This window comes from Aeromicrobium sp. CTD01-1L150 (assembly GCF_041951745.1).
Classification (GTDB): domain Bacteria; phylum Actinomycetota; class Actinomycetes; order Propionibacteriales; family Nocardioidaceae; genus Aeromicrobium.
This window is the reverse complement of sequence record NZ_CP169555.1, coordinates 1006898-1031864: the sequence shown is the minus strand read 5'-3', so window position 1 is coordinate 1031864 and position 24967 is coordinate 1006898. Positions and strand designations below refer to the sequence as shown.

At 68.1% G+C, this 24967-nt stretch carries 22 protein-coding genes; 13 read left to right on the top strand and 9 right to left on the bottom strand.

Annotated elements, in window-relative coordinates:
- Nucleotides 1-8: 8 nt before the first annotated feature.
- Nucleotides 9-1049, top strand: a complete 1041-nt coding sequence (locus ACEVFP_RS05075; RefSeq protein WP_375002475.1) for a hypothetical protein — start codon at nt 9-11, stop codon at nt 1047-1049.
- A gap of 263 nt (nt 1050-1312) precedes the next feature.
- Nucleotides 1313-2545 carry an MFS transporter gene (locus ACEVFP_RS05070; RefSeq protein WP_375002473.1) on the top strand — a complete coding sequence of 411 codons (1233 nt, stop codon included), beginning with the start codon at nt 1313-1315 and terminating at the stop codon, nt 2543-2545.
- Here the strand turns inward: ACEVFP_RS05070 and ACEVFP_RS05065 are convergent.
- The 5 genes from ACEVFP_RS05065 to ACEVFP_RS05045 all read right to left on the bottom strand — a co-directional run bounded on the left by ACEVFP_RS05065 (nt 2475) and on the right by ACEVFP_RS05045 (nt 7663).
- Nucleotides 2475-3575, bottom strand: a complete 1101-nt coding sequence (locus ACEVFP_RS05065) for an HTTM domain-containing protein (RefSeq protein ID WP_375002471.1) — start codon at nt 3573-3575, stop codon at nt 2475-2477. The two genes, ACEVFP_RS05070 and ACEVFP_RS05065, sit on opposite strands and share 71 nt — an antisense overlap.
- Before the next feature lies 1 nt (nt 3576).
- On the bottom strand, nt 3577-4332 hold the full coding sequence (locus ACEVFP_RS05060) for a DUF5819 family protein (protein WP_375002469.1): 756 nt from the start codon (nt 4330-4332) through the stop codon (nt 3577-3579).
- Between the two features lie 100 nt (nt 4333-4432).
- Nucleotides 4433-5734 (bottom strand): hypothetical protein, encoded by a 1302-nt coding sequence (locus ACEVFP_RS05055; RefSeq protein WP_375002468.1) that lies wholly within the window; start codon nt 5732-5734, stop codon nt 4433-4435.
- 226 nt (nt 5735-5960) lie between these two features.
- Entirely contained in the window at nt 5961-6890 is a 930-nt protein-coding gene (locus ACEVFP_RS05050; protein WP_375002466.1) for an HTTM domain-containing protein, read from the bottom strand.
- A complete protein-coding gene (locus ACEVFP_RS05045) occupies nt 6887-7663 on the bottom strand; it encodes a DUF5819 family protein (protein WP_375002465.1) in 777 nt (258 codons plus the stop codon). The genes ACEVFP_RS05050 and ACEVFP_RS05045 overlap by 4 nt, the downstream gene beginning before the upstream one ends.
- Nucleotides 7664-7786: 123 nt before the next feature.
- On the opposite strand from ACEVFP_RS05045, the gene ACEVFP_RS05040 reads away from it, so the two are divergent.
- Nucleotides 7787-9583 carry a glutaminase gene (locus tag ACEVFP_RS05040; protein WP_375002463.1) on the top strand — a complete coding sequence of 599 codons (1797 nt, stop codon included), beginning with the start codon at nt 7787-7789 and terminating at the stop codon, nt 9581-9583.
- A complete protein-coding gene (locus tag ACEVFP_RS05035) occupies nt 9580-10188 on the top strand; it encodes a DNA-3-methyladenine glycosylase I (protein ID WP_375002461.1) in 609 nt (202 codons plus the stop codon). The genes ACEVFP_RS05040 and ACEVFP_RS05035 overlap by 4 nt, the downstream gene beginning before the upstream one ends.
- Before the next feature lie 73 nt (nt 10189-10261).
- Here ACEVFP_RS05035 and katG read toward each other — a convergent pair whose 3' ends face one another.
- Both katG and ACEVFP_RS05025 read right to left on the bottom strand, forming a co-directional pair.
- Nucleotides 10262-12499, bottom strand: coding sequence for a catalase/peroxidase HPI (gene katG / locus ACEVFP_RS05030; protein WP_375002459.1), 2238 nt, complete (start codon nt 12497-12499; stop codon nt 10262-10264).
- 81 nt (nt 12500-12580) lie between these two features.
- Nucleotides 12581-13003 (bottom strand): Fur family transcriptional regulator, encoded by a 423-nt coding sequence (locus ACEVFP_RS05025; protein ID WP_375002458.1) that lies wholly within the window; start codon nt 13001-13003, stop codon nt 12581-12583.
- 254 nt (nt 13004-13257) lie between these two features.
- Here ACEVFP_RS05025 and ACEVFP_RS05020 point away from each other — a divergent pair, with 254 nt between their 5' ends.
- The 8 genes from ACEVFP_RS05020 (at nt 13258) to ACEVFP_RS04985 (ending at nt 22606) form a co-directional block, all read left to right on the top strand.
- Nucleotides 13258-13671 (top strand): VOC family protein, encoded by a 414-nt coding sequence (locus tag ACEVFP_RS05020; protein WP_375002456.1) that lies wholly within the window; start codon nt 13258-13260, stop codon nt 13669-13671.
- 221 nt (nt 13672-13892) lie between these two features.
- Nucleotides 13893-15056 (top strand): ABC transporter substrate-binding protein, encoded by a 1164-nt coding sequence (locus ACEVFP_RS05015; protein ID WP_375002454.1) that lies wholly within the window; start codon nt 13893-13895, stop codon nt 15054-15056.
- An 11-nt stretch (nt 15057-15067) separates the two neighbouring features.
- The gene (locus tag ACEVFP_RS05010) at nt 15068-15952 is read left to right on the top strand and encodes a branched-chain amino acid ABC transporter permease (protein WP_375002453.1); all 885 of its coding nucleotides are present in this window, start codon (nt 15068-15070) and stop codon (nt 15950-15952) included.
- Complete coding sequence (locus ACEVFP_RS05005) at nt 15952-17640, top strand: ATP-binding cassette domain-containing protein (RefSeq protein WP_375003764.1); 1689 nt, start codon at nt 15952-15954, stop codon at nt 17638-17640. Before ACEVFP_RS05010 ends, ACEVFP_RS05005 begins: the two co-directional genes overlap by 1 nt.
- Entirely contained in the window at nt 17637-18359 is a 723-nt protein-coding gene (locus ACEVFP_RS05000; protein WP_375002451.1) for an ABC transporter ATP-binding protein, read from the top strand. Before ACEVFP_RS05005 ends, ACEVFP_RS05000 begins: the two co-directional genes overlap by 4 nt.
- Before the next feature lie 129 nt (nt 18360-18488).
- On the top strand, nt 18489-20726 hold the full coding sequence (locus ACEVFP_RS04995) for an MMPL family transporter (RefSeq protein ID WP_375002448.1): 2238 nt from the start codon (nt 18489-18491) through the stop codon (nt 20724-20726).
- 273 nt (nt 20727-20999) lie between these two features.
- Nucleotides 21000-21125 carry a hypothetical protein gene (locus ACEVFP_RS04990; protein ID WP_375002447.1) on the top strand — a complete coding sequence of 42 codons (126 nt, stop codon included), beginning with the start codon at nt 21000-21002 and terminating at the stop codon, nt 21123-21125.
- Entirely contained in the window at nt 21122-22606 is a 1485-nt protein-coding gene (locus tag ACEVFP_RS04985; protein WP_375002446.1) for a sodium:solute symporter, read from the top strand. Before ACEVFP_RS04990 ends, ACEVFP_RS04985 begins: the two co-directional genes overlap by 4 nt.
- 159 nt (nt 22607-22765) lie before the next feature.
- On the opposite strand, the gene ACEVFP_RS04980 is transcribed toward ACEVFP_RS04985, so the two are convergent.
- A complete protein-coding gene (locus tag ACEVFP_RS04980) occupies nt 22766-23212 on the bottom strand; it encodes a hemerythrin domain-containing protein (RefSeq protein ID WP_375002444.1) in 447 nt (148 codons plus the stop codon).
- A gap of 114 nt (nt 23213-23326) precedes the next feature.
- Between ACEVFP_RS04980 and ACEVFP_RS04975 the strand changes: the two genes are divergently transcribed.
- Nucleotides 23327-24004, top strand: coding sequence for a TetR family transcriptional regulator (locus ACEVFP_RS04975; protein WP_375002442.1), 678 nt, complete (start codon nt 23327-23329; stop codon nt 24002-24004).
- A 280-nt stretch (nt 24005-24284) separates the two neighbouring features.
- On the opposite strand, the gene ACEVFP_RS04970 is transcribed toward ACEVFP_RS04975, so the two are convergent.
- A complete protein-coding gene (locus ACEVFP_RS04970) occupies nt 24285-24857 on the bottom strand; it encodes a hypothetical protein (protein WP_375002440.1) in 573 nt (190 codons plus the stop codon).
- Nucleotides 24858-24967: the final 110 nt, after the last annotated feature.

Sequence of the window (24967 nt, the reverse complement as noted above, 5' to 3'; positions counted from 1 at the left end):
GTTGGCCAATGACGACGGAGTGGGCCATACCTCTCCACAGCAAGGGCGAGGTCGATAGGGCAGGCCGAGCCTTGTTGGATGACGCTCTTGGCCGCAGCGACCGATCCAGCGCGGTGAGTGTAGTAAACAACTGGCGGGCTGCTCACGGCTTCCCGCTGAACACTCTGCAAGTCAATCTTCGTGACAAGGCTCGCGCAGTCGACTCTGAAGCTCTTGTCGCTCAGCGCACCAAGCGACTTCCATCGATCGTAGGCAAGTTGCGAGACCGCCCCGACATGCGCTTGTCGCGTATGCAGGACATTGGCGGATGCCGTGCCGTCGTTTCCTCCATCGATGCCGTAGACGACCTCGTAAACCGATGGTTGACAGGTCGCCACAAGCATCGGCTCATTCGGCACGACGACTACATCGCTGGACCGAAAGCCACTGGCTATCGCGGCCATCACCTTGTCTATCGATACTTCAGTGACCGGAAGAAGACTTACAACGGCCAGTCGATCGAGATTCAGATCCGAACGAAACTGCAGCACACTTGGGCGACATCGGTCGAGACCGCAGCCATGTTCACCCGCCAAGCGCTGAAGTCGAGTCGCGGGGATGCCGACTGGCTTGAGTTCTTCGCTCTTATGAGTTCGGAAATCGCACGGACTGAGAATAGTCCGCACGTTGAAGGATCGCCCGGATCGCGACGCGAGTTGAGGAAGGAGATCAAGCGTCGTGCTGAGAAGATCGACGTGCTGAACCGCCTGAGCATCTACAGCGAGACTCTTCAACACCTCGACTTTGTGGAGAGTCGCGCTGGACACCGCTTCTTCGTCCTAGATCTCAACCTCCCTGTGGACGGCGAGCCGATTCTGTATGTTCACTCCGGCTCCAATCTGCAGGAAGCAACGACGCTCTACGATGAACTTGAAATCGACGACTCGGTTCCGCGAGACGTCGTGCTCGTATCAGTGGATGCAGTCACATCGCTTCGTCGCGCGTTTCCTAACTACTACGCCGATACGGGACTCTTTCGTGACTTGGTGCGTGAAGCGATCACCTTCTGACCTCACAGGTAGTGCGATAGCAGGGGCTTCTACGTGTATGCACTGTCAGCAGCAGTACCTGGCGAAGAACCCGTTCGGCTACTGCCCCCTGCACGCCACGGGCGTCGCGTACGCCTGAGCAGCCGCGGCGCACTGATCGGTGCCTGGGCAACCGATTCACACAGCATGCCCACGCATCGGTGCCTCAGCAACCCAAAGGCCGGCCATTCGGTTGCTGAGGCACCGATCAACGCCGAGGGATGGAATCGACGTAGGCTGCGCTGATGACGACATCAGTGGCGGCATTCCCCCAGCGACGCACGCTGACCGTGCTGGCTGCCTCCCAGGTGGTGGGCGGGATCGGCAACGGCGCCGGGCTCGCAGTGGGCGCCCTGCTGGTGCGTGACGTGTCTGGTTCCTCCGGCTGGGCCGGCACCGCCACCGTCGCCCTCACGCTCGGGGCCGCGCTCGCGACGCTGCCTCTGGCCAGCCTCGCCGCGCGACACGGGAGACGACCCGCGCTCACGATCGGATGGCTCATCGGAGCCGCCGGTGCTGCCGTGGTGGTTCTCGGCGCCGAGCTGGTCTCCCTCACCATCGTCCTGGCCGGGCTCGCCCTGTTCGGCGTCAGCACGGCTGCCAGCCTCCAGTCACGCTTTGCCGCAACCGACCGCGCAGATCCGCGCACCGTCGGACGTTCCCTGTCCCTCGTCGTCTGGGCCATGACGATCGGCGCCGTCGCGGGACCCAACCTCACCGGTCCCGGCGCCGCCCTCGGCCGTGCAACCGGGCTTCCCGAGCTGGCCGGCCCCGCCCTGTTCTCCCTCGTCGCCTTCGCAGCCGCCGGCATCCTGACCCTCATTGCGCTGCGCCCGGACCCCCTGACCCGCACGACCGGCGACCCGTCACACGAGCGGCTCGGCATGCGCGGCGCCCTCGGCCACCTCCGTGGGCCGGCAGCCACCGCCGTCCTCGCGATCGGCACGGCCCATGCCGTGATGGTGGCCGTCATGGCCCTGACCCCCGTGCACATGCAGGACCACGGATCGGACCTGCAGGTCATCGGACTCACGATCAGTCTGCACATCGCCGGCATGTTCGCCCTATCCCCCGTCATGGGGGCGCTCGCCGACCGCTGGGGGCCCGCACGCACCATCCTGTTGGGCCAGCTCGTCCTCGTCGCCGCGGTGACGGTGGCCGGCACGTCAGGTCACTCCGACGTGCAGATCACGGTCGGGCTGGTGCTGCTGGGCATCGGATGGTCCGCGACCGTGATCGCCGGCGCGGCGCTGCTCACCCGCAGCGTCGACCCGCAGGTCCGCACGGCCCTGCAGGGCGTCAGTGACATGGTGATGAGCCTGTCGGGGGCCGCCGGCGGTCTCCTGGCCGGGCTGGTCGTCGCGTGGTGGGGCTTCGGAGCCCTCAACGCCGCCGCCGGGACCCTGGTCATTCCCGTGGTTCTTCTGATCCTCGCTGGGCGACGCGTCGCCCGCCAGGTCGGCGCCGGAGCACGGTGACGCGGACCCAGTCCACGATCGGCCGCACAAACCGGTACCACCAGTCGTCGACCTTGTCCGCCACGGCGTACCAGGCGTCGACGACACGATCTGTCACCGGCGCACACCGGTCGGCCACCCGGAAGCCGATGTCCTGCCACCGCTCGTCGCTGAGGAACAGACTCGTCGCGGCGATGACCACCAGCGACGACCACGGGGTAGCCAGCACGACACCGAAGAGCACGTTGACCCCGACGGCCGCGGCCACGAACAGGTCGCGCGTGAAGGGCCGCAGCAGCGCCGGCACGAAGAACAGCTGCACCACCAGCACCAGCCACGTCACCAGGGCCAGCGGCACGGTGCCGAGGCTCAGCAGGTCCGCGACGGCGGGGAACGGACGGAACTCGGGCAGCTGCAGTGTCGAGTACAGCGCCGTGCCCTGCTGCCACGACGTCTGCGCCACCTTGTGCAGCCCGGCGGCGAGGTAGGCCAGGGCCACCTGGGTTCCCAGACCCACGAGAGCAACGTTGTGCAGACCGGTACGCAGCCAGTCGGGTACCGCCTGATCAGAGTCTCCGCCCTCACGGGCTACGTCGAGCGACCAGACCTCGGCGAGACGCATGAGCAGCATCCACAGCAGCGTGATGCGCAGCAGGTTGTCCGTGGCCGTCGCGAGCAGTGGGTTCTGGCCGGTCACGGCGATGAACCCCACCAGCAGCACGACGTTGGCAGCCTTGGTGTGCCACCCGACGATGAACGCGACCGCGGCGAGCAGGACGATGACGTAGGCGACGGTGAGGATGTCCGCGCTCACGCCGTCGAGCAGCGCGATCTCCGGGAACCGGCTCACGGCACGAGTCGGCTCGGCCCACAGTGAGGCGTCGCCCACCCACATCTGGCGGTTGCTGAAGTTGGTGACCAGCAGTCCCAGCACGGATAGTCCCACCAGGATGCGCGCCGCCGCCAGCGCGTGCGGCGCGTGCGGCTGCGACATCAGCCAGTCCGCGGCATCCTGGCGCAAACGGCCCAGGGGGCCGACGGCTCGCCTCACCTCAGCTCCCCCTCACGTAGTCGTCGAAAGCTGCCTGCGCCTGCTCGCTGCCTCGCTCCACGGGCCGCCAGCCGACGTGGAAGATGTCGAAGTCCCGGTCGGTGGTGCGTACCTCGTCCCGCTCGGCCCTCGGCGGAACGGTACGGCGTCCCACGCGGTACTGGACCTGCACCACCCGCTTGTCCTCGACCGCCTGCAGGTAGAGGGAGGCGAAGCGGGTCGTCATGGTGTCCAACCTCATGAAGCGTCGGACCTCCCGGGCATCGACACCCTCTTCCAGCAGCACACCGCGCAGCGCGGAGACGTCGTCTGTGACGTAGGAGGTGCGCACGCTCTTGCGTCCTGCACTACCCATGTCGAACAGGACACCGTTGAGGTTGGTCGCGAGCCGACGTGAGGCGGAACGGATCCGCTCGGGTGCCGGGTGGTACCGGGTGGCTGCCAGATCGGCCTCGGTGACGTGCACCCACTCGGTGGTCTCGATCGTGTCCTCGTCGACGCGCACCTTGGCGCGGGCCCACAGGGCCTCATCGACTCGCTGGGCGCTCGGGTCCAGCACGTCCCAGGACTGCTGGAAGTAGGGGTTGACGTAGAAGGAGAGCCGGCTCTCTCCGGCGGCATCGCGCACGGGCCCAGAGGGGGCCAGCCACAGCCCGATGATCACCGAGTGGACCACTGCCAGACTCGCCAGCGCGAGGATGAGGGTGCTTCGCCAGCCCCTGCGTGCAGGGGACTGCTCGGAATCCTCCTCGGGCATGGGCTTCATCCTAGGTTGCGGGCAGAGCAAGACCTCTGCCCGGTGGTCCGGAGATCACCGGGCAGAGGTCTTGACTGATCAGCTCAGATCAGCGTGTCGCTCAGAGCAGCGCGCGACGCCGCTCGTTGATCATGACCGCTGCTCCGAAGAGCACCAGGCCCAGACCCAGCAGCCAGAACGGCAGCAGGTTCGGGGCACCGGCGGCCGGCAGCGACGACTGGACGTCGGCGTCAGCCTGCGCGTCAGCGTCGGCGATGGCGTCAGCCTGCGCGTCAGCGTCGGCGTCGGTCACGGCGTCAGCCTGGGCGTCAGCATCGGCGTCGGCGTCAGCCTGGGCGTCAGCGTCGGCGTCAGCCTGGGCGTCAGCGTCGGCGTCGTCGGCCACAGCGCCGGTGTTCGGGCCACACTCGACCCGGCCAAGCTGGAGCCGGTTGTCCTCGCCGAGGAGGGTCAGGTCGAGAGCCGCAACCCCGACGCCGTCACCGGCCTCGTTGTACGTCGTGGCGTTGACCTGGCCGGTCACGACCGGCGCGAGCAGGTCGGACAGACCCTGCAGCAGCGTGGGCTCCAGAGCATCCAGCAGTGGGTCGATCAGGGCGTCCTCAAGAGCCACGAGTCCGGGGTTCAGCCCGGCGAGCACACCGCCCAGGCTCAGTTCCAGCGTGTCCCGAATGCCCTCGAGGATGCCGTCGAGGAGCTCCTGCGGAGCACCGACCAGCAGGTTCTGGTTCTCCGAGGTCTCCGCGACGATCGGCGCCGCGATCTGCTGACCACCGAGCTCGATCAGCAGGTTGATGTCGGCGACGTGGCTGGAGCCCTCAGCCGAGCCGGGCTCGGCCGAGCAGAACGCCTCGACGGCACCGATCTCCAGCGAGAGCGGGAGCGCGTCGTCGACACCGCCGAGCACCTCACCGACCGCGTCGTCGAGCGCGTCGATGACCGTGTTGAGGCCGAGCAGCTCGAGAATCGTCTGGATGGCCTGACCAGCCGCTCCCAGGACGCTACCGATGATGGTGCGGGCGTCGATCGCGGCCAGGTCGTCCACGAGGTCCGAGAGGTCGAGCGTGGACTCAAGATCCTGGATGTTGATCGGCGCGACGGAAGCCTCGGCCTCAGACGTACCGTCCGCTTCGGCGGCAGCCTCCTGAGCGAACAGGTCGATGCTGTTGGTGTCCAGCTCCGGACCGCACAGACCCGTCGGGGCCCCATCGGGGAAGATGGCCTCACAGGTGCCGGTGTCGAGATCGAGCGTCTCGAACAGTCCGGTGCCGGTCGAGGCGCTGGAGTTGGCCTGCGCGACCTCCGGGTCGTTGTCGTTCGCACTGGCCGAGAAGGAGACCGCGGACGTGACGAGCAGTGTCGCCAGGCCGACGGCCAGAGTGTTCCTGCCGAGTTTCTTCAAAACTTTCTCCCGTATTGGCCGGACCAACGCCCCTGGCGTCCGGTGACTTTCTTGATGGCACTACGCGATTACCCCGCAAAAGGTTAAGCCCCCCCACAGGCACGCCTCGCACATCTTAGCCATACTTCAGGCGCACTCAGAACCATCTCAGCACGAAACTTTCGTGTCGCCCGACATGTCGCAGGCGCAAGGCACGTGAGCGAGCGGGGTGTATATGAGGTTTACCTCATGAAATCCTTGCCGGATCAGCACTGCGCCTCTTCTTCACGAACGCTTCCAGACGCCGCCATGTGACGTCGCTCACTAACATCATGTCGACGGCGATCATGACGAGCGAGAAGTACATGATCCCCATGAAGACCCCGATCCCCAGGTGCATGCCCGTCACCAGGAGGAGCCCGACGATCCGGGTCGGACGGTAGAGCAGCATCACGGGGAACATCAGCTGGACGACGAGCGCCAGCCAGGTGGAGGCCAGCACGATCGGCTCGGCACTGGTCAACGGATGCAGCAGGTCACGCCAGGGCGAGTACGCCTCGGTCTGCAGCGGGAAGTAGACCGCTGTGCCGTCCAACCAGACGCTGCTCTGCACCTTCCACAGCGCGGAGGCAACGTAGACGATGACGACCTGGTGGATGATCAGCACGACGGCCAGGTTGTGCAACGTCGTGCCGAACCAGTCGGGAAGCAGCGGTCCGCGTCGCCCACGACGGGCATCGAGCGACCAGAACGCTCCCGCCTCGGTGAAGCAGAGATAGAGCAGCACCATGCGCAGCACCGCGTCGCCGCCGGAGCCCACGAACGGGTTGGTTGTGTACAACGACATCCACAACAGGAGGGTCAGCACCGTCAAGGTGCGGGTGCGCCACCCGATCATCAGCAGGAACCCCGCGACGATCGTGAGCACGTACAGCAGGTCGAACAGCCGACCGTCGGCGGCGACGAACCCGCCCAGGAACCAGGGCCAGGAGTCGGTCCCCCGCAGCGGCTCGGTCCAGGCCGTCCCATCACCCCACGTGTAGTGCCGGTCCGGAGCGTTGATGAGCAGCTGGGTCCATATGATGAATCCCAGGACCATGCGCGTGACCGCGAGCCCACGTCGTGCATGGCGCGAGAGCGTCAGCCACTCCATGACCGGGTCCAGGACCACCCTCATCGGTGCCTCCCGTCGAAGCCGCGCACGGCAGCGGCCTGGGCCTGGTCCGGAGGCAACGGCTCGCGCCAGCCACCGATGCGCTCAAAGGGCTCCGGGCGGGCAGCGTCGCGCTCCTGGGCGCTTGCGCCGCGGCTCTCGTACGGAGTCACTCCCTGGGAGTGCAAGGAGTAGCGCACCGCGATGATCTCCGCGTCAGGATCGCGGGCGAGCAGCACGGCCGTGGCGAGCGATGCGGCGGCTCGTTCGTACTGCAGCCACCGGTCCACGGCCGCGGCCTGCGCAGGGGTCTCGACGGTGTCGGTGACGTCACCCTCCAGCTCCGTCCAGGTGGGCGCCTGTTCGGGATCGGCGGCCTGCACCACGTGCTTCTGTTCATCGGTGAGCGCCCGGTGGCGGGAGTTCAGGGGCGTGTACAGCTTGTTGGTGACGTAGCCGGCGCGCCCGCCGACCAGCTTGTGGCGCACCAGGTCCAGCTCGACGTCGGTCCAGTCCACCCAGTCCGTGGTGCGCACCGCGCCGTCCTCGAGGTAGGCGGCCTGGACGTGCACCGACCGGTCCGAGGAGACCGGGTTGGGAGCGAAGAGCCGCCAGTTCTGGGTGAAGTAGGGCGAGAGGTAGCCGGTGGCCGACTGCACCGACTCGCCGTAGCGGTTGGGCGGCATCGCGGCGGCCGTGACCAGCACCAGGTGCGCCGCGACCACCGCCGTGAGCACGAGCACGAACACGGTGCGCATCCGCGACGGCGACACGTCGCTCCGTTCGGGATCACTCACGGCGACACGGTACCGGGCCGGTCCCGTCGACCGGCCGGACCTCGACAGCACGTGGGCCTCGAAACACGCAGGCCCCGTGATGCAGGATGGTCACCGACCTGCAGACGATCCAGAGGAGCGAGCATGCGCAGTCCCGTGCAGCGGTACCTGGAGAACATCGTCGAGGCGTGCGCCGGGACCGACGGCGAGGTCGCCGGGTACATCCCCGAGCTCGCCGCCGCCGATCCCGACCGCTTCGCGTTGTGCCTGGCCACCGTGGACGGTCGTGTCTACGAGGTGGGCGACACCGACCTGACCTACAGCATCCAGTCGATCTCCAAGCCCTTCACCTACGCACTGGCCCTGCAGGACAGCGGGATGAAGGACGTGATGGCCAAGGTCGGCGTGGAGCCCTCCGGCGACGCCTTCAACGAGATCAGCCTGGCCCCGGGCACGGGCCGTCCGTTCAACCCCATGATCAACGCCGGCGCCATCACGACGTCCTCCCTGGTGACCGGCGACGACAGCCAGCAGCGCTTCGAGCGGGTGCTGCGCGGGTTCGGCCGGTTCGCCGGACGCGACCTGTCCGTGGATGAGTCGATCTTCACCTCCGAGCTGGACACGGCGCACCGCAACCGCGCCATCGCCCACATGCTGCGCGAGTTCTCCATCCTCGAGGGTGACCCCGAGCAGGTCTTGTCGCAGTACGTGCGGCAGTGCTCGATCGCCGTCGATACCCGAGACCTCGCCCTCATGGCCGCGACGCTCGCCAACGGCGGCGTGCAACCACGCACCCACGAGGAGGTGCTGGACCCCCAGCTCGTGGAGCACGTGCTCAGCGTCATGACGACGTGCGGCATGTACGACGCGGCCGGCGACTGGGTGACCGCCGTCGGCATGCCGGCCAAGAGCGGTGTGAGCGGCGGCATCATCGGTGTCCTGCCGGGCCAGGTCGGGATCGCGGTCTTCTCGCCGCGTCTGGACGAGCACGGCAACAGCGCGCGTGGTGTGACGTTGTTCGAGCGGATGTCGCACGACATGGAGCTGCACATCATGCACGTCAGTCGTGGCTCGCGCAGCGCCCTGCGCAGCTCCTACTCCTTGGCCGAGGCGCGCTCACGGCGTCGACGCACGCCCCAGGAGCAGGAGTCGCTCGATGCCGTCAGCCAGCGGTGCCGCGTCTACGAGCTGCACGGCGACCTGCTGTTCTCCGGCGCCGAGAGCGTCGTGCGCTCGATCGTGGACGACGAGCCCGAGCTGGTCATCGTCGACTTCACGCACGTCAACGAGATCGCCGAGGTGAGCCGCCTGACACTCATCTCCTTGCGGGACCTCCTGCGGGAGGCAGGCGCGGAGGCGGTCGTCGTCGACCCCGGGAACGTCATCCCCGACCCGGACGCCGGCACCGCGGACGCCACACGGCGCTTCGACGACGTGCCGAGCGCCATCGCCTGGGCCGAGGACGAGCTCATCGCACGGCACTGCGCCGACCTGGAGCTGAGCGACCCCGTGGCCGAGCACCCGTTGCTGAGCCGGCTGTCGGACCACGCGCTGGACGTGGTGCGCGCGGCCATGACCGAGCGTACGTACGCCGAGGGCGACGTCGTGCTGCCCGCCGGCGGACCGTTCGCCGGCATCCATCTCATCGCCGAGGGTCGGGCCGTGGCCTACGACCGGGGCCCGGACGGCTCGCGTCTCACCCTGGTGACGATGGAGCCGGGCACGTCCTTCGGGGAGCTGGCGCTGGGCACCGACGACGTGCAGGAGACGGAGATCGTCGCCGCGACGGGCCTGCGGGTGTTCCGCCTGTCGGCCAAGGATCTCGAGCGCATCACGCACGAAGACCCGGCCGTGGGCCTTCAGGTGTGGCAGGCCATCGCCCGGGACGGGTACCGGGTGGCCGACCGTGCCCTGCACCGCGGCGCCACGCGGTCGTCATGACTGACAGTGCCGTCGACGGCAGCGGGCTTGTCGTCGGCGACGACCATCTGGCACGGCCGCCGTGGGCGGCCACGGACCCGCTGCTGCGCGAGTACTACGACACCGAGTGGGGCATGCCGGTACGCGACGAGCAGGGACTCTTCGAGCGGGTCAGCCTCGAGGCCTTCCAGTCCGGGCTGTCGTGGGCCACGATCCTGCGCAAGCGACCTGCCTTCCGGGAGGCTTTCGACCACTTCTCCCCCGACGCCGTGGCGGCCTACGGCGACGCGGACGTCGCCCGGCTCATGGCCGATGCCGCCATCGTGCGCAACCGCGCCAAGATCGAGGCGACGATCGCTAACGCTCACGCCACCGTCGCGCTGCGTGACCAGGGCGGGCTGGTCGACCTCATCTGGTCCTTCCGGCCGGACCGGACGCCCGCGCCACGCAGCGTCGAGGAGGTCCCGACACGCTCGGCGGAGTCCGAGGCACTGGCCAAGGCGCTGCGACGCGAAGGGTTCCGGTTCGTGGGGCCGACGACGATGTTCGCGCTGATGGAGGCCATCGGCATCGTCGACACCCACCTGGTGGGCTCCCACCGCCGCGGCACCTCCGGCATCTGGTGACTCCCCAGAAATGTGAGCCCGGGCCCCCGACCACCTGGTGGTTGGGGGCCCGGGCTCACACACCGGCAGAACGTCAGGCCAGGTCGAACCGATCGGCGTCGGCGACCTTGGCCCAGGCTGCGACGAAGTCCGCCACGAAGCGGTCGGCGTAGTCGTCGCTCGCGTACACCTCGGCCAGGGCCCGCAGCTCGGAGTTCGAGCCGAAGACCAGGTCGGCCCGGCTGCCCGTCCAGCGGACCGCACCGGAGGCGTCGCGGCCCTCGTAGATGCCGGCCTCGTCGTCGACCTTGCTCCACGTGATGCCCTGGTCGAGCAGGTTGACGAAGAAGTCGTTCGTCAACGTGCCGGGGGCGTCGGTCAGGACACCGAGGTCGGAGCGGTCGTACGTGGCGCCCAACGCACGCAGGCCACCGACGAGCACCGTGAGCTCCGGAGCGGTCAGGCCGAGGAGGTTCGCCCGGTCGACGAGCAGGAACTCCGCGGGCAGCTTGTTGCCCTTGCCCTGGTAGTTCCGGAACCCGTCGGCCCGAGGCTCGAGCCACTCGAACGACTCGACGTCGGTCTGCTCCAGCGTGGCGTCCACGCGACCTGGGGTGAACGGCACCTCGACGTCGCGGCCGGCAGCCTTGGCGGCCTGCTCGATGCCCACGGAACCGGCGAGCACGATGACATCGGCCAGGGAGACATGCGTGTCGTCCTGCTGCGCGGCGTTGAAGTCGCCCTGGACGCCCTCGAGGACGCCGAGCACGCGACGCAGCTCGCCGGGGTTGTTGACCTCCCACCCGATCTGGGGCTCCAGGCGGACGCGCGCACCGTTGCCGCCGCCACGCTTGTCGCTGGAGCGGAAGGTCGAGACCGATGCCCAGGCCGTGGTGACCAGGTCAGCGACGCTCAGCCCGGTGGCGGCAATGCGCTCCCTGAGGTCGGCGACGCCGGCGGCATCGATGATCTTGCCCTCGGCCTCGGGCAGCGGGTCCTGCCAGATGAGGGTCTCGGAGGGGACCTCCGGGCCCAGGTACCGGTTGATCGGCCCCATGTCGCGGTGGGTCAGCTTGAACCAGGCCCGGGCGAACGCGTCGGAGAACGCGGCCGGGTCGTCCTTGAACCGACGCGAGATCTTCTCGTAGGTCGGGTCCATGCGCAGTGCGAGGTCCGTGGTGAGCATCGTCGGGACGCGTCGCGGGGAGTCCGCGGCCGGTCCGGGCACCATGTCCGCGCCGGCGCCGCCCTTGGGCTGCCACTGGTTGGCGCCGGCCGGGCTGGTGGTGAGCTCCCACTCGTAGGCGAACAGGATGTGGAAGAACTCGTTGTCCCAACGCGTCGGGTGGTAGGTCCAGGTGACCTCCAGGCCGGACGTGATGGCGTCGGCGCCCTTGCCGGTGTTGAACGTGCTCTTCCAGCCCAGCCCCTGCTCCTCGAGGTCGGCACCCTCGGGCTCCGGCCCCACGTGCGCGTCCGGGTCGCCCGCACCATGCGTCTTGCCGAAGGTGTGACCGCCGGCGATGAGAGCGACGGTCTCCTCGTCGTTCATCGCCATCCGCGCGAACGTCTCACGGATGTCACGCGCGGCGGCCAGCGGGTCGGGATTGCCGTTGGGGCCTTCGGGGTTGACGTAGATGAGGCCCATCTGGACGGCGGCCAGCGGCTTCTCCAGGTCACGGTCGCCGGTGTACCGCTCGTCGCCGAGCCACTCGGTCTCCGGGCCCCAGTAGACGTCGTCGTCGGGCTCCCAGACATCCTCACGGCCACCGGCGAAACCGAAGGTCTCAAAGCCCATGGACTCCAGGGACACGTTGCCGGCGAGCACCAGCAGGTCCGCCCACGACAGGTTCTGGCCGTACTTCTTCTTGACCGGCCAGAGCAGGCGGCGGGCCTTGTCGAGGTTGCCGTTGTCCGGCCAGGAGTTGAGCGGAGCGAACCGCTGCTGTCCCGCACCGGCGCCACCGCGGCCGTCCCAGACTCGGTACGTGCCGGCGGCGTGCCAGGCCATGCGGATCATGAGAGGTCCGTAGTGGCCGAAGTCCGCGGGCCACCAGTCCTGGGAGTCGGTGAGGACGTGCTCGATGTCGCTCTTGACGGCGGCGAGGTCGAGCTGGTTGAAGGCCGCTGCGTAGTCGAAGTCCTCATCGAGCGGGCTGCGCTCGCGGGTGTTCTTGGCGAGCACCTTGAGGTTCAGGCTGTTGGGCCACCACACCTTGTTGGCGTCGCGCTCGGTGGGGAAGGGCAGCCTGCCGTGATTGACCGGACACTTTCCGGCGGCGTCGGTCGGCTCGTTCATCTCGCCGACCTCGGCATCGGGCTTGTCGCTCATGCTCAACCTCTCTGTCTGTGTGTCGTGAACTCTGTGGACGTTCGGTGGATCTGTGCTTGCAGGCGTTCAGGTCGTCGGGTCTCAGGCGGCACCGACGGCGCAGGCGGGGCAGGTCCCCCAGTAGACGACCTCGGCCTCGTCGATGGTGAAGCCGTGGTCGTCGCTGGCGGTGAGGCACGGGGCGTCGCCGACCGCGCAGTCGACGTCGGCGATCGCGCCACAGCTGCGGCACACGACGTGGTGGTGGTTGTCGTCGATGCGGCGCTCGTAGCGGGCCGCATGACCGCTGGGCTGGATGCGGCGCACGAGCCCGGCCGTGGTGAGCGCGCTCAGGCAGTCGTAGACCGTCTGGTGGGAGACGTCGGGAGACTCCGCGCGCACCGCGTCAATCACCGTGGAGGTGTCGGCGTGGGGGTGGACGTCGAGCGCGGCGAGCACCGACAGACGCGGCTGCGTGACCCGCAGGCCGGCTTCACGCAGCAGGCGCGTCACGTCGTCGGGCATGCCCCCACCATGACACCTTTTCTTGATTAGTTCAAGAATGGGGAACCCTCGTCTCCGGACGAGCGGATGCCCTTCCAGCAGACTCTCTCGACTTGGCCGCGCCCATCACATGTCATCGCCGACCCACTGCATGGCCGGCGATTGATGTCAGTGCCGAGTGGCAGGCTCATGCCGGGCGCGACACGGTGACGGCCAGAGCCGCACACCCGCACGCTCCCCGCACGCACGCGACACCCGACCCGAAGGAGACACCCATGCTGCGCGGCCTCACCACGATCACGTTCTACGCCGACGACCTCGCCGAGGCGCGCCGTTGGTACTCCACGCTGCTGGGCGTCGAGCCCTACTTCGAGCGTGACGTCGACGGCGAGCCGGCCTATCTCGAGTTCCGCCTCGGCGACTACCAGCACGAACTCGGCATCATCTCCAGCCGCTTCGCTCCGGACCTGCCCGGTCCGGGTCGGGCGGTCACGTACTGGGCGGTGGACGACGTCCGCGCCGCGCACCAGCGTCTCCTGGAGCTGGGGGCGACCACGCATCAGGACGTACGGGAGCAGGGGCCGGGCTTCGTCACCGCCTCCGTCATCGACCCCTTCGGCAACGTCCTGGGCGTGATGTACAACCAGCACTACCTCGACGTGCTCGCAGCGCGCGACGCCGACGACTGAACCAGATCCTGTCGCCAGCTCGACGTCCGGCCAGTGTGAGCGAAAGTCACCGGGGCCCCTTCCGCCCGACCGCCGACCCGGTCTAGGGTAATGGCTGCCGTGCGGGGACAAGCCGTTAGGACACCATCGACGGCACTACGGGTGTCGTCTCTCGTCCGCGCTTGCCCCGACGGCTGCCCGGTCCGGACCCTGGACCGGCCGCGCTCACACGGGGAGGCATCATGCGCACGCTCAAGGTCATCGCCACGCTCGGCACCGTCACCCTCGTCCTGGCCGCCTGCGGCTCCGGAGACGACGGGGGTTCGGACGGAGACCTCATCGGTTCAGGAAGTGGCGATGAGTGCACCATCGACACAGCGATCCCGATCGGCGCCGCACTCTCGCTCACCGGCGGGGCGGCGAGCTACGGCGAGTCGCAACAGAAGGGTCTCGACCTGGCGGTGGCGCACCTCGAGGAGGCCGGAGGCCTCAGCTACGACCTGACGGTCGAGGATGACCAGACCGACCCCCGCCAGGGCATCACCGTGTTCGAGGATTTCGTCGGGGACGACGCAAGCATCGTGATCGGGCCGACGCTGTCCAACGTGGCGTTCCAGGCCCAGCCGGTCGCACAGGAGTCCGGACTGCCGGTACTGGCGATCTCCAACACCTCCGAGGGCATCACCGAGCAGGGTGAGTACATCTTCCGCAACTCCCTCACCGAGGGCCAGGTCATCCCGCAGACCGTGGCGACCGCGGCTGAGGCCTTCGACCTGGACGAGGTCGTGGTGATGTACAGCAACGACGACGCCTTCACCGAGGACGGATACCGCGTCTTCGCCGAGTCGTTGGAGGACGAGGGTGTCGAGGTGAGCAACACGTTGACCTTCTCGGTCGACGACACCGACTTCCGTGCTCTGCTCACCGAGGCCGGAAACGCCGACCCGGACGCCATCGTCGTGTCCGGGCTGATCGAGGCCGCGATCCCGCTGGTGACGCAGGCCCGCGAGGCCGGTATCGACGTGCCGATCATCGGCGGAAACGGCTTCAACAACCCGCAGCTGATGAGCGACGCCGGGGGCGCCGCCGAGGGAGTCGTCGTCGGCGCTGCCTGGAACTCCGGCTCCGAGAACGCCGAGAATGCCGACTTCCTGCAGGCGTTCGAGGACGAGTACGGGCACGGACCGGACCAGTTCGCCGCCCAGGCCTACGCCGCCATGACGATCATCGACGTCGCCGTCCGGCACAACTGCTCCGGTGAGCGTGACGACATCCAGGACGGTCTGAACAACATCGAGGAGCTGCCCACCGTGCTCGGCCCGGTGACGATCAACGACGCCCGCGACGCCGAGCACGAGCCGGTCGTGCAGGTGGTCGAGGACGGCGCCTTCACCGTGCTGGACTGAGACACACGCTCTTGATCGACATCCAGCAACTCTTCAACGGCCTGTTCATCGGTTCGATCTACGCGCTGTTCGCCATCGGGTTCACGCTCGTCTTCGGCGTCCTGGACCGACTGAACCTGGCGCACCCGGCAGTCTTCGCGGTGTCCGCGTTCGTCGGCATCGAGCTGGTGGAGGTGGGCGGGCTGTCCATCTGGACTGCTCTGCCGGTCGTGTTCGTGGTCGGCGGTGTGCTCGGTCTGGTCATCGAGCGGGTCGCCTTCCGACCGTTGAAGGGACGCCCCGACGCCCACTTCGCCGGGCTGATCTCCTCGATCGCCCTGGCGGGGATGTTCATCGCGTTGCTGCAGTGGCGCTACGGGCCGAACACCCGACGGTTCCCGGCCGACTCCTTCCCGGACACCAGGTTCGAGGTCCTCGGCGCCCAGGTCACGGCCGTCCAGGTCTCGATCCTGGTGATCTCGGTGCTGCTGGTCCTGGGGCTGGGGGTGGTGGTCACGCGCACCCGGCTGGGCCGAGGGATGAGGGCGGTCGCAGAGAACCCCACCGCTGCGCGAGTGCTGGGAGTCAACGTCGACCGGGTGACGTCGACGACGTTCGCGATCTCCTCCGCGCTCGGCGCCGTCGCCGGCGCCCTGTTCGCGATGAACGTCAACAGCGCCCAGCTGGGCATGGGCACGGCGATCGAGCTGAAGGGGCTGGCCGTCATCATCGTGGGCGGCATGGGGTCCCTGCCGGGCGCCCTGGTCGGGGGGCTGCTGCTGGGGTTCGCCGAGGTCTTCACCGTGCAGTACGTCGGCTCGAGCTGGCGTGACCTCGTCGCGTTCGGCCTGTTGTTCCTGATCCTGGTGCTGCGGCCGCAAGGGCTGTTCGGCAAGCGCAAGGTCCGGGAGGTGTGATGATCGGCGAGGCGACACTCACCTTCATCGCGATCGGAGGAATCTTCGCGTTCTCCTTCTACGCCGTCCTGGTCGCCGGGCAGCTGAGCCTGGGCCAGGCGGGGTTCGCTGCCCTGGCCGCCTTCACCGCGGTGACCGTGGCTCCTGAGCCGGAGGACGTCGGCGAGCTTGCGGCGCTGCTGGTCGCGGCGCTGATCGGCATGTCGGTCGGGGCGATGGCCGCGGTCGTCCTCGGGTTGCCGACCATGCATCTGCGGGGTGTCTTCCTTGCCATCGCCACCCTCGGCTTCGCCGAGGCGGTGCGGATCGTCATCATCAACACCGAGGCGCTCGGCGGCGCGCAGGGGGTGTCGGTGCCGAAGGTCGTGACTCCGGCGATCGCCTGGGTGTGCTTGGGCATCGTGGCCTACTGGTTCTGGCGCCAGGGCCCGTCCCGGTACGGGCGCGCACTCGCCGCGATCCGCGAGGACGAGCTCGCCGCCCGCGCGATGGGCATCGACGTCGGACGGCACCGGCTGAGCGCGTTCGTCACCTCCGGCGCGATCGCCGGCCTCTACGGTGTGCTCTGGGCCTACTTCGTCCGGCTGCTCGCGCCGGAGGACTTCTCCTTCACCACGGCGATCGACGGACTGGTCACCGCGGTGGTGGGGGGCTCCACGATGTTCCTCGGCCCGATCCTGGGCAGCGGGTTCCTCACCGTGGTGCCCGACGTGCAGCGGGCGGTGGGCATCGACGCGGGATGGATCCGCCCGTTCCTGGCGAGCCTGCTCCTGCTGATCGTGATCCTCTTCCTGCCGGGTGGACTGGCCAGCTTCATCCCCCGCCGGGTTCGGATGCCCACGACCACGGGCACCGATCTCGGCAGCGAGCCCACTGGCCTCACGACACGACGTCACCCGGCGGCCGGCGAGCCAGTGGTCCGGCTGCGCGGGCTCGGCAAGGACTACGGCGGGGTGCACGCCGTGCGGGACGTGGACCTGGAGGTCACCGGCGGTGAGGTCGTGGGACTGATCGGACCCAACGGTGCCGGCAAGACCACCCTGGTGAACATGATCAGCGGTCTCGTCCGTGGCACCTCCGGCACGCTCGAGGTGCTGGGGACGCGGCCAGGACGCACCGCGGTGCACCGAGTGGCGGCCGCCGGGGTGAGCCGGACGTTCCAGCACTCCAAGCTCTTCCCTCGGCTCTCGGCGCTGGAGAACACCCTGGTGGGGGCACACCTGGTGTCTCGGCCCACCTTCGCGCGGCGGCTGCTGTGGCTGCCCTCGGCCCGTCGGGACGAGCGGCAGTCGTTGCAGCACGCCGCCCGGTGCCTGGAGCGCGTCGGCCTGGCGGACAAGGCCGGTGTGGCCGCCTCCGCCTTGTCCTACGGCGACCAGCGACGTCTGGAGATCGCGCGGGCACTGGCCAGCGACCCCTCCCTGCTGATCCTGGACGAGCCGGCCGCCGGGATGAACCACCTCGAGTCGGAGAAGCTCTCCGCCCTCGTCGCGTCGTTGAGCAGCGACGGACTGACCGTCCTGCTCATCGAGCACGACGTCGGCATGGTGATGCGCACCTGCAGCCGGATCGTGGTGCTCAACTTCGGCGTCGTCATCGCCAGCGGCACACCGGCGGACATCGCAGAGAACCCCGACGTGATCGAGGCCTACCTGGGCAGCGCACAGAGCGAGGGGGAACCCCGATGACAGGCTCTGTCCGGCAGGGTCCGGTCCTGAGCGTCGAGCAGCTGCGCGTGACCTACGGGCGTGTCGAGGCGGTCCGAGAGGTGAGCTTCGAGGCCGACAGCGGCTCGCTGGTCACCCTCGTGGGCGCCAACGGCGCGGGCAAGAGCTCGATCATCAATGCGATCAGCGGCATCCTGCGTCCCCGCGCGGGCAGGATCACCTTCGAGGGGAAGGACATCACCCGCACCCCTGCGCACCGGCTGGTCCGAGCGGGACTGGTCCAGGTCCCCGAGGGTCGCCAGATCCTGGGCACGCTCACCATCCAGGAGAACCTCCAGCTCGGTGGTTGGCACAGCGAGCGGGGCGGCATCGGGGAGGTCTACGAACGGTTCCCGGTGCTGGCCGAGCGACGCGACCTGCCCGCCGGGTCCCTGTCCGGTGGGGAGCAGCAGATGCTGGCCATCGGGCGGGCACTGGTGGCGCGGCCCCGGCTGATCCTGCTGGACGAACCGTCGATGGGCCTGGCGCCCCAGATCGTGGACGAGGTCTTCGACGTGATCAGGGAGATCCGGGCCTCTGGCACCACTGTGGTGCTGGTGGAGCAGAATGCCCGCCGCGCTCTCGCCGCAGCCGACCATGGCTACGTCCTGGCCAGCGGTGAGATCGTCCACCACGGACCGGCCGCTGAGCTGCTTGCCGATGATCGGGTGGTGCAGGCCTACCTGGGCGTGGGCACCTGAGGGGGATACCCACCTCACCCGGGACGCGGAGACTGCAAGCCCAGGGCGGGCAACACCAGCGGCCGCGCACCAACACCGACCCGTCTCGGGGAGCTGTCACATCCGGAGCTCCCAAAGCGTCAAGAGGGCATGATCAACACATTGGCAAGTCTCGTGGTGCGTCGGCGCCGAGCCGTGCTGGTTGTCGCGGTCCTGGTGGCGATGATCGGTGGTGCGGCGGGTTCCACGCTGTTCGACAAGCTGTCCGCAGGCGGCTGGGACGATCCGAACGCGGAATCCGGGCAGGCGGCCAAGATCCTGCAGGAGACGTTCGGCCACGGCCCGCCCAACCTGGTCATGCTGGTGAGCGCGCCGGAGGGGGTCGACGACCCGGCCGCGGCAAGCGCCGGGGCGGACCTGACCGAACGACTGGCAGCAGAGTCCGACGTCGACGACGTCGTCTCGTACTGGACTGCCGGGCAGAACCCGCAGATGCGCAACTCCGATGCCGACAAGGCGCTGGTCATGGCCACCATCGACGGCGACCCGAACGACGTCGATGAAAGGCTGAGCGAGCTGGTCCCCGAGTACGAGGGCGAGCACGCCGGCCTGGACGTGCTGATCGGCGGCTATGCGATGTTCGAGCACGAGCTGACCGAGCAGAGCGAGCGCGACATCATCACGGCGGAGCTGATCGTCTTCCCGGTGACGCTCATCGCCCTGGTCCTCATCTTCGGCAGCGTGGTGGCAGCGTCCCTGCCGTTGGCGGTCGCCATGGTCACCGTGCTGGCCGGGATGGGCACGATGTGGGTGCTCGCCGACCTGACCGACATCTCCGTCCTGTCCGCGAACGTGGTCACCCTGCTCGGGCTGGGTCTCGCGATCGACTACAGCCTCCTGATGGTCAATCGGTTCCGGGAGGAACTGCGGGCGGGGACGACCACGTCCGCAGCCATCGGCGCCACCATGCGCACGGCCGGACGCACCGTCGTCTTTTCCGCCATCACCGTCGCCATCGCACTCTCCAGCCTCGCATGGTTCCCGCTGGGGGCGTTGCGGTCGATCAGCTATGCGGGGATCGCCACCGCGCTGTCAGCCGGGATCGCATCGCTCACCCTCCTGCCGGCGCTGTTCGCCGTCCTCGGCCCGCGGGTGGAACGGGGCCGTTTGGGTCGTCGCCGTTCCGAGGACACCCTCACGACGGACACCCGGACGACGGAGAACGGCTTCTGGCACCGCCTGGCCATGCTCGTCATGCGCCGGCCGATCCCGATCGCCACCGTCGTCACGGCCTTCCTGCTCCTGCTCGGGGCGCCGTTCCTCAACCTGAACCTGGGCGAGGTGGACGAGCGGACCATGCCCGAGTCAGCTCACTCACGGCAGGTGTCCGACACGATCCGCGCCGAGTTCGAGTCCGGTGAGCAGAACGCCCTGCAGGTGATGGCCCCGCAGGCGGACGTCGGACCGGAGGAGGTCGCCCGCTACGCGTCCGAGCTGTCAGCCTTGCCGCACGTCGCCCACGTGGACACGGCGACGGGCAGCTACGTGGCGGGTGAAGAAGTGTCGCCGGCCGGCCCCGAGCACGCGCTCTTCGCCCAGGGCGAGGTGCTCCACCTGTCCGTCGTGCCGGCTGCAGGTGACTCGGCAGCGGCTCAGCAGCTGGTGCGGGACGTGCGCGCGACTCCGGCGCCGTTCGACGTCCTGGTGGGCGGACTGGCGGCGATCACCGTCGACGGCAACGACGCCCTGATGGAGTGGCTGCCCTACAGCCTGGTGTCGCTCGCCGTCGGAATGGTGATCCTGCTGTTCCTGCTCACCGGCAGTGTCGTGCTCCCGTTCCTGGCGCTGGTCCTCAGCGGTCTGAGCCTGACGGCCACGTTCGGCGCCCTGGTCTGGATCTTCCAGGAGGGCAATCTCACCGGGCTGCTGGGTGGGGTGGCCTCGACCGGGAGCCTGGCCGGGACCATCCCGGTGATGCTGTTCGCCATTGCGTTCGGCCTGGCCATGGACTACCAGGTGTTCATGCTGTCCAGGATCCGTGAGGAGTACGAGCGGACCGGTGACAGCACGGCTGCGGTGGCGATGGGGCTCGAACGGATCGGCCGGATCGTGACCGCCGCGGCGGTGCTGATCTCGATCGTGTTCCTCGCGTTCCTGTTCTCCGAGATCACCTTGATGAAGGCCTTCGGCGTCGGGTTGCCGTTGGCGGTGCTGCTCGATGCCACCCTCATCCGTGGCGCGCTCCTCCCGGCAGCCATGAAGCTCGGCGGGCGGGCGACCTGGTGGGCACCTGCTCCCCTGCGTCGCCTGCACTCGCGTTTCGGGCTCCGGGAGAGCGACGAGGAGGCCGCGAGCGGACCACGCCCACCTGCCCTCACCCCCTCATGAGGACAGGTGGCGGGGCCGGTTCCAGCGCCGGGGGATGCTCCCGACGGCGACCCTGCGCTCCGCGGGACGGCGGCATGGGTCGACCGCAGACGGCGGCCATACGCGCCAGGGCACCAGCTTCGGCCCACCGTCGTTGCTGCAGGCACGGATGAGGCGGTTGTCACTCACGAGCCGAAGACTGTACGGTGATCCACGCTACAGCGGATCGTCCGACGAAATTCCGCGTTGGACGGTCCGCAGCCCTGTGCCCCCATCCCTGTACACGGAGGAAGCATGGATCCCTTGGAGATCATCGGCGAGGCGTGGCTGCAGATCACCGCCGCCTCGGCGATCTGCCTGACAGCAGTGGTGAGCGGCATCATCATGCTCCGGACCACTCGCGCCCAGGACGCCGAATGACCAACGGGATCATCGTCACCTGCCTGCTGGTCTCCCTCCTACTCGTCGCCTGGTCCGCCTGGCACGGCTACCGGAAGTCCGTGACCTCGGCGGACTACATCGTGGCCGGCCGCTCCATGCCGTGGTGGATCGTGGGTGGCTCGTTGCTGGCCTCCAGCACGTCGGGCGCGACGTTCTTCGGCATGGTGGGTGACTACAACCGGATGGGATTCTTCACCCACTGGGTGATCCTGGGGATCGCCTCCTCGTGGATCGTGATCTGTTTCCTGGTGGGGCCCAGGCTCCGCCGGTTCGGTGGATTCACGATCCCCGAGTACCTCGCCCAGCGCTTCGACTCACCACTGCTGCGACCGGTGTTCGCCCTCATCACGATCGCGTGGATGACCATCCTCATGGCCACCGTGGTGGTGCAGGGCGGGCTGATCTTCCACGCGCTCTGGGGCTGGCCCTATGAGCTCTCGGTCTCCCTCATGATCATCGTGATCTGCGTCTACACGATCACCGGCGGCCAGACCTCCGTCATGTACACGGACTTCGTCCAGCTGATCATCTTCGTGGGTGCCGCCGTCGTCCTGGTACCGATCACGATCAACGCGGCCGGGGGCCTGGGCCACGTGACGGCCTCGGCGGAGGCGATGCAGCCCGGATTCTTCACCCCCACGGGCGGAGTGATGACCGGGGTCAGCGCCATGGCCCTGTTCTTCATCTGGTTCTTGGGATATCTGGGACATCCGGGCCTGCTCACGCGCTTCTACACCGTGAAGTCCGAACGCGACCTCTACAAGACCGGCGTCGTGCTCACCCTCGTCTACCTGCCGTTCCTAGGCTCCATGAGCCTGGTGGGGGCGTCCCTGCGAGTCATGTACCCGGATGCCCAGGACACCGAGATCCTCTGGATCCGGTTCGCCGTCGAGCACGCACCCGCACTGATCGTCGGCATCCTCGTCGCCACGCTCGCCGCAGCGGTGCTGAGCACCGCCGACACCTGGCTGCTGACCGCCGCCTCGTCGGTCACCCACGACGTGGCCCGCCACTTCAGGAAGACCGACTTCACCGATGACCAGCTGAAGCGTTGGACCCGCTGGTCCGTCGCCTTTCTTGCCCTCGCGTGTCTGCCCATCGCCCTGAACCGGCCGGCCTACATCATCGAGATGATGACGATCGCCTACAGCATCGCGGGAGCCTCTGGCGGAATCGTCATCATCATGTCTCTCTACTGGCGACGGATGACGAAGGCCGGCGCCTGGTCCGGACTCATCTTCGGCGCCACCACTGCGGTGTTGGGCCGGGTGATGATCGCCACCTCTGACCTGCCGGACTGGTTCGATCCGATCCTTCCGACCCTGGTCGTCACGGTCCTCATCGTGGTCGCGGTCTCCCTCTCCACGAAGAGCTCCGCCGAGGCGGACCGGGTCTTTGGCACCCTGCTCAGGAAGAAGCCCACCGGAACCCACGAAAGCAGCACTGGATCCGGCCGGTGAATCGCGCTGCCCTTGGCGTCGCGGCAAGGAGAGTCACGGCGGGCGATGCCCGTCGGGGCGTGGCCCGGCCCCGCGCCACTCATATCGAGACCGTCACACAGACAGGTGAACCGGGTCTACACGGCCCAGAAGGTCACTGCCTCCGAGCGCGGCGCCGCGCTACTCCCACGGGGTTGGTCGAGCGAGTGCGTTCAGGGGCGCGACGATGGCGGCCTCCTCGTATGCAAAGTGCTTGTCAAGATGTGAGCTCAGAGCGAGGAGTGCTTGATGCAGTTCCTTCACCGGGCGCGAGTCGCCATCAGCTTCGAGCTGGCGGAGCTGCTCGGCAATGATGTCATGCTCGCGTGACAGGCGTTCGACCGTGGTCGCGAGGTCGGGGTTCGTGGACAGCAGGTGCGGGAGGATCGCGTCTTCCTCAGAGGCGTGGTGGCCGTGCAGGTAGGCGCAGGCTATCTCGCAGTGCGTGCGCATCTGCTCGACGAGGGTCGCCGTGGGGCCGAGCTCGGCCTGTGCCGCGGCTCCGATCGCCTCTGCGATCATCCGCCGCAGTGCCTCGTGCGCCTCCATGAGCCGATCTCCCCAGCCATGTGGTTCGTCGTCCGTCACTGATGTCTCCTCTCGCGGCTGGCCACTCACTCTACATCGAAATGCCACTCAGTGGCATATGCCGCCGAGTCGCGTCTTTCTGCTACGGTCGAGCGGACGGCGGAGGAGGCGCTGATGCCTGATGAAGATCTGCCGCTTCGGGAGCGCAAGAAGCAGCAGACCCGACGCTCGCTGGAGGCGACGGCGTTGCGGCTGTTCCTGGATCGCGGGTTCGCGAACACCACGCTCGACGAACTGGTCGCCGTGGTCGGCGTGTCGAAGCGGACCTTCTTTCGGATGTACGAATCCAAGGAAGTGGTCGCCTTGTCCGCCGAGGCCGAGCTGTGGGACGCCTACATCGACATCATCGCGCGACGGCCCCTCGACGGCTCAGTACTCCCGTTTCTGCGTAGCGCGCTGCTGGATGCCCTGGCCGGTCGTGACGACGACTGGGACCGACGTTTCGTCGCCACCCGCGGGCTGATGGCGCGCACACCGCAGCTGTGGGATCGCAGCATCCTGCTGTCGGTGTCCGCGCAGAGCCGCCTCACTGCAGAGCTGGAGAACAAGCTCGGGGCGGAGGGCGGCGCCGACCTCCGCCTGCGGCTACTCGGTGAGCTGGCAATGGCCGCGTGGCGATGCGCGGCCAAGAACTGGATCGCCGGGCGGGGTCAGGGCGGCACCGGAGCGCGAGAACGCCTCGGCACTTGGAGGGGTCCGGGGGGCCGTATTGCCCTGACTCAGTCGGTGGAAGACGCCTTCGACGCGATCCCCGACGCGGTCAGCCTGAGTATCGAGGGCAGACCACAGTGACGGCGGCTCAGGTGCCCGACAGATGCTGGGCCCCGGGCCGTGCAGATGCCCGCCGGCCTGAGAGCGTCGCGCCCACTTGTGCCCATAACGGCAACCAGGCCCGAACCCCAGCCAACGTTTCCATCGGCAATGGATTCGAGCCTTGTGCGCGGGTGGGGCTCGGGGGACGCGAACCCCTCATCTCCGCCGCCCAAGCATCTCCACGGACTACATCCCACCAGGGAAGATCCGACGGGACCCTTAGGCGCACGCGTGCTGAGACCTAGCCTCAACGCGGAAGTCAGGCCCTCTGCAGGTACTCGTCCAAGCGACTCTCAACGATGGTCATCGAGTCGAAGGTGAGCGGGCCACCGCGATAGCTGCTCACCCATCGACCATGCGCATGTACGCTCGCCTGGCCGCGGGAGGCGGCAGGCTCCCGCACATCCGCCGTTGCTTCAGATCGCGGCACTTCGGCGACGGCGACCGTCAGCGCGCCGCGTGGCCGAACGTCGGGGCCAGGATCGCTGAAGACGGTCAGTTGCAGGAGGTAGCGCATCTGGCCGTTGTCCTCACCGCGGAAGACGTGCTCGGCCCGGGAGAAGACGAAGTCACTGAACGGCATGAGGGGACCCAGGCCCTGGATGCGTTCGGTGTCGGTCTCGGGGAAATCTTCGGAGTAGGAGTAACCGTGCTCGCGGGCCCACGCCGGATACTCTGCTGCCTGTTCCGCCTGGAGCGCGATCTGACGGCGTAGCCGACGACGCACCGCGGCGAGCCAGATCATGATGGCGACGACGAGCACGGTGACAACGGCGACGATTACTCCGAGCAAAGTAAACACCCACGACATGCATGTCAGCGTATCGAGCACTGCTCCCCGCCGTGACCGCCGCCGGCATCTCAGACGCGTCGCTATCGCCGATCGGCAGCACCCTGCCCCGGTGACACTGCTAGATTCCCATCGGAGTCACACCATCACTG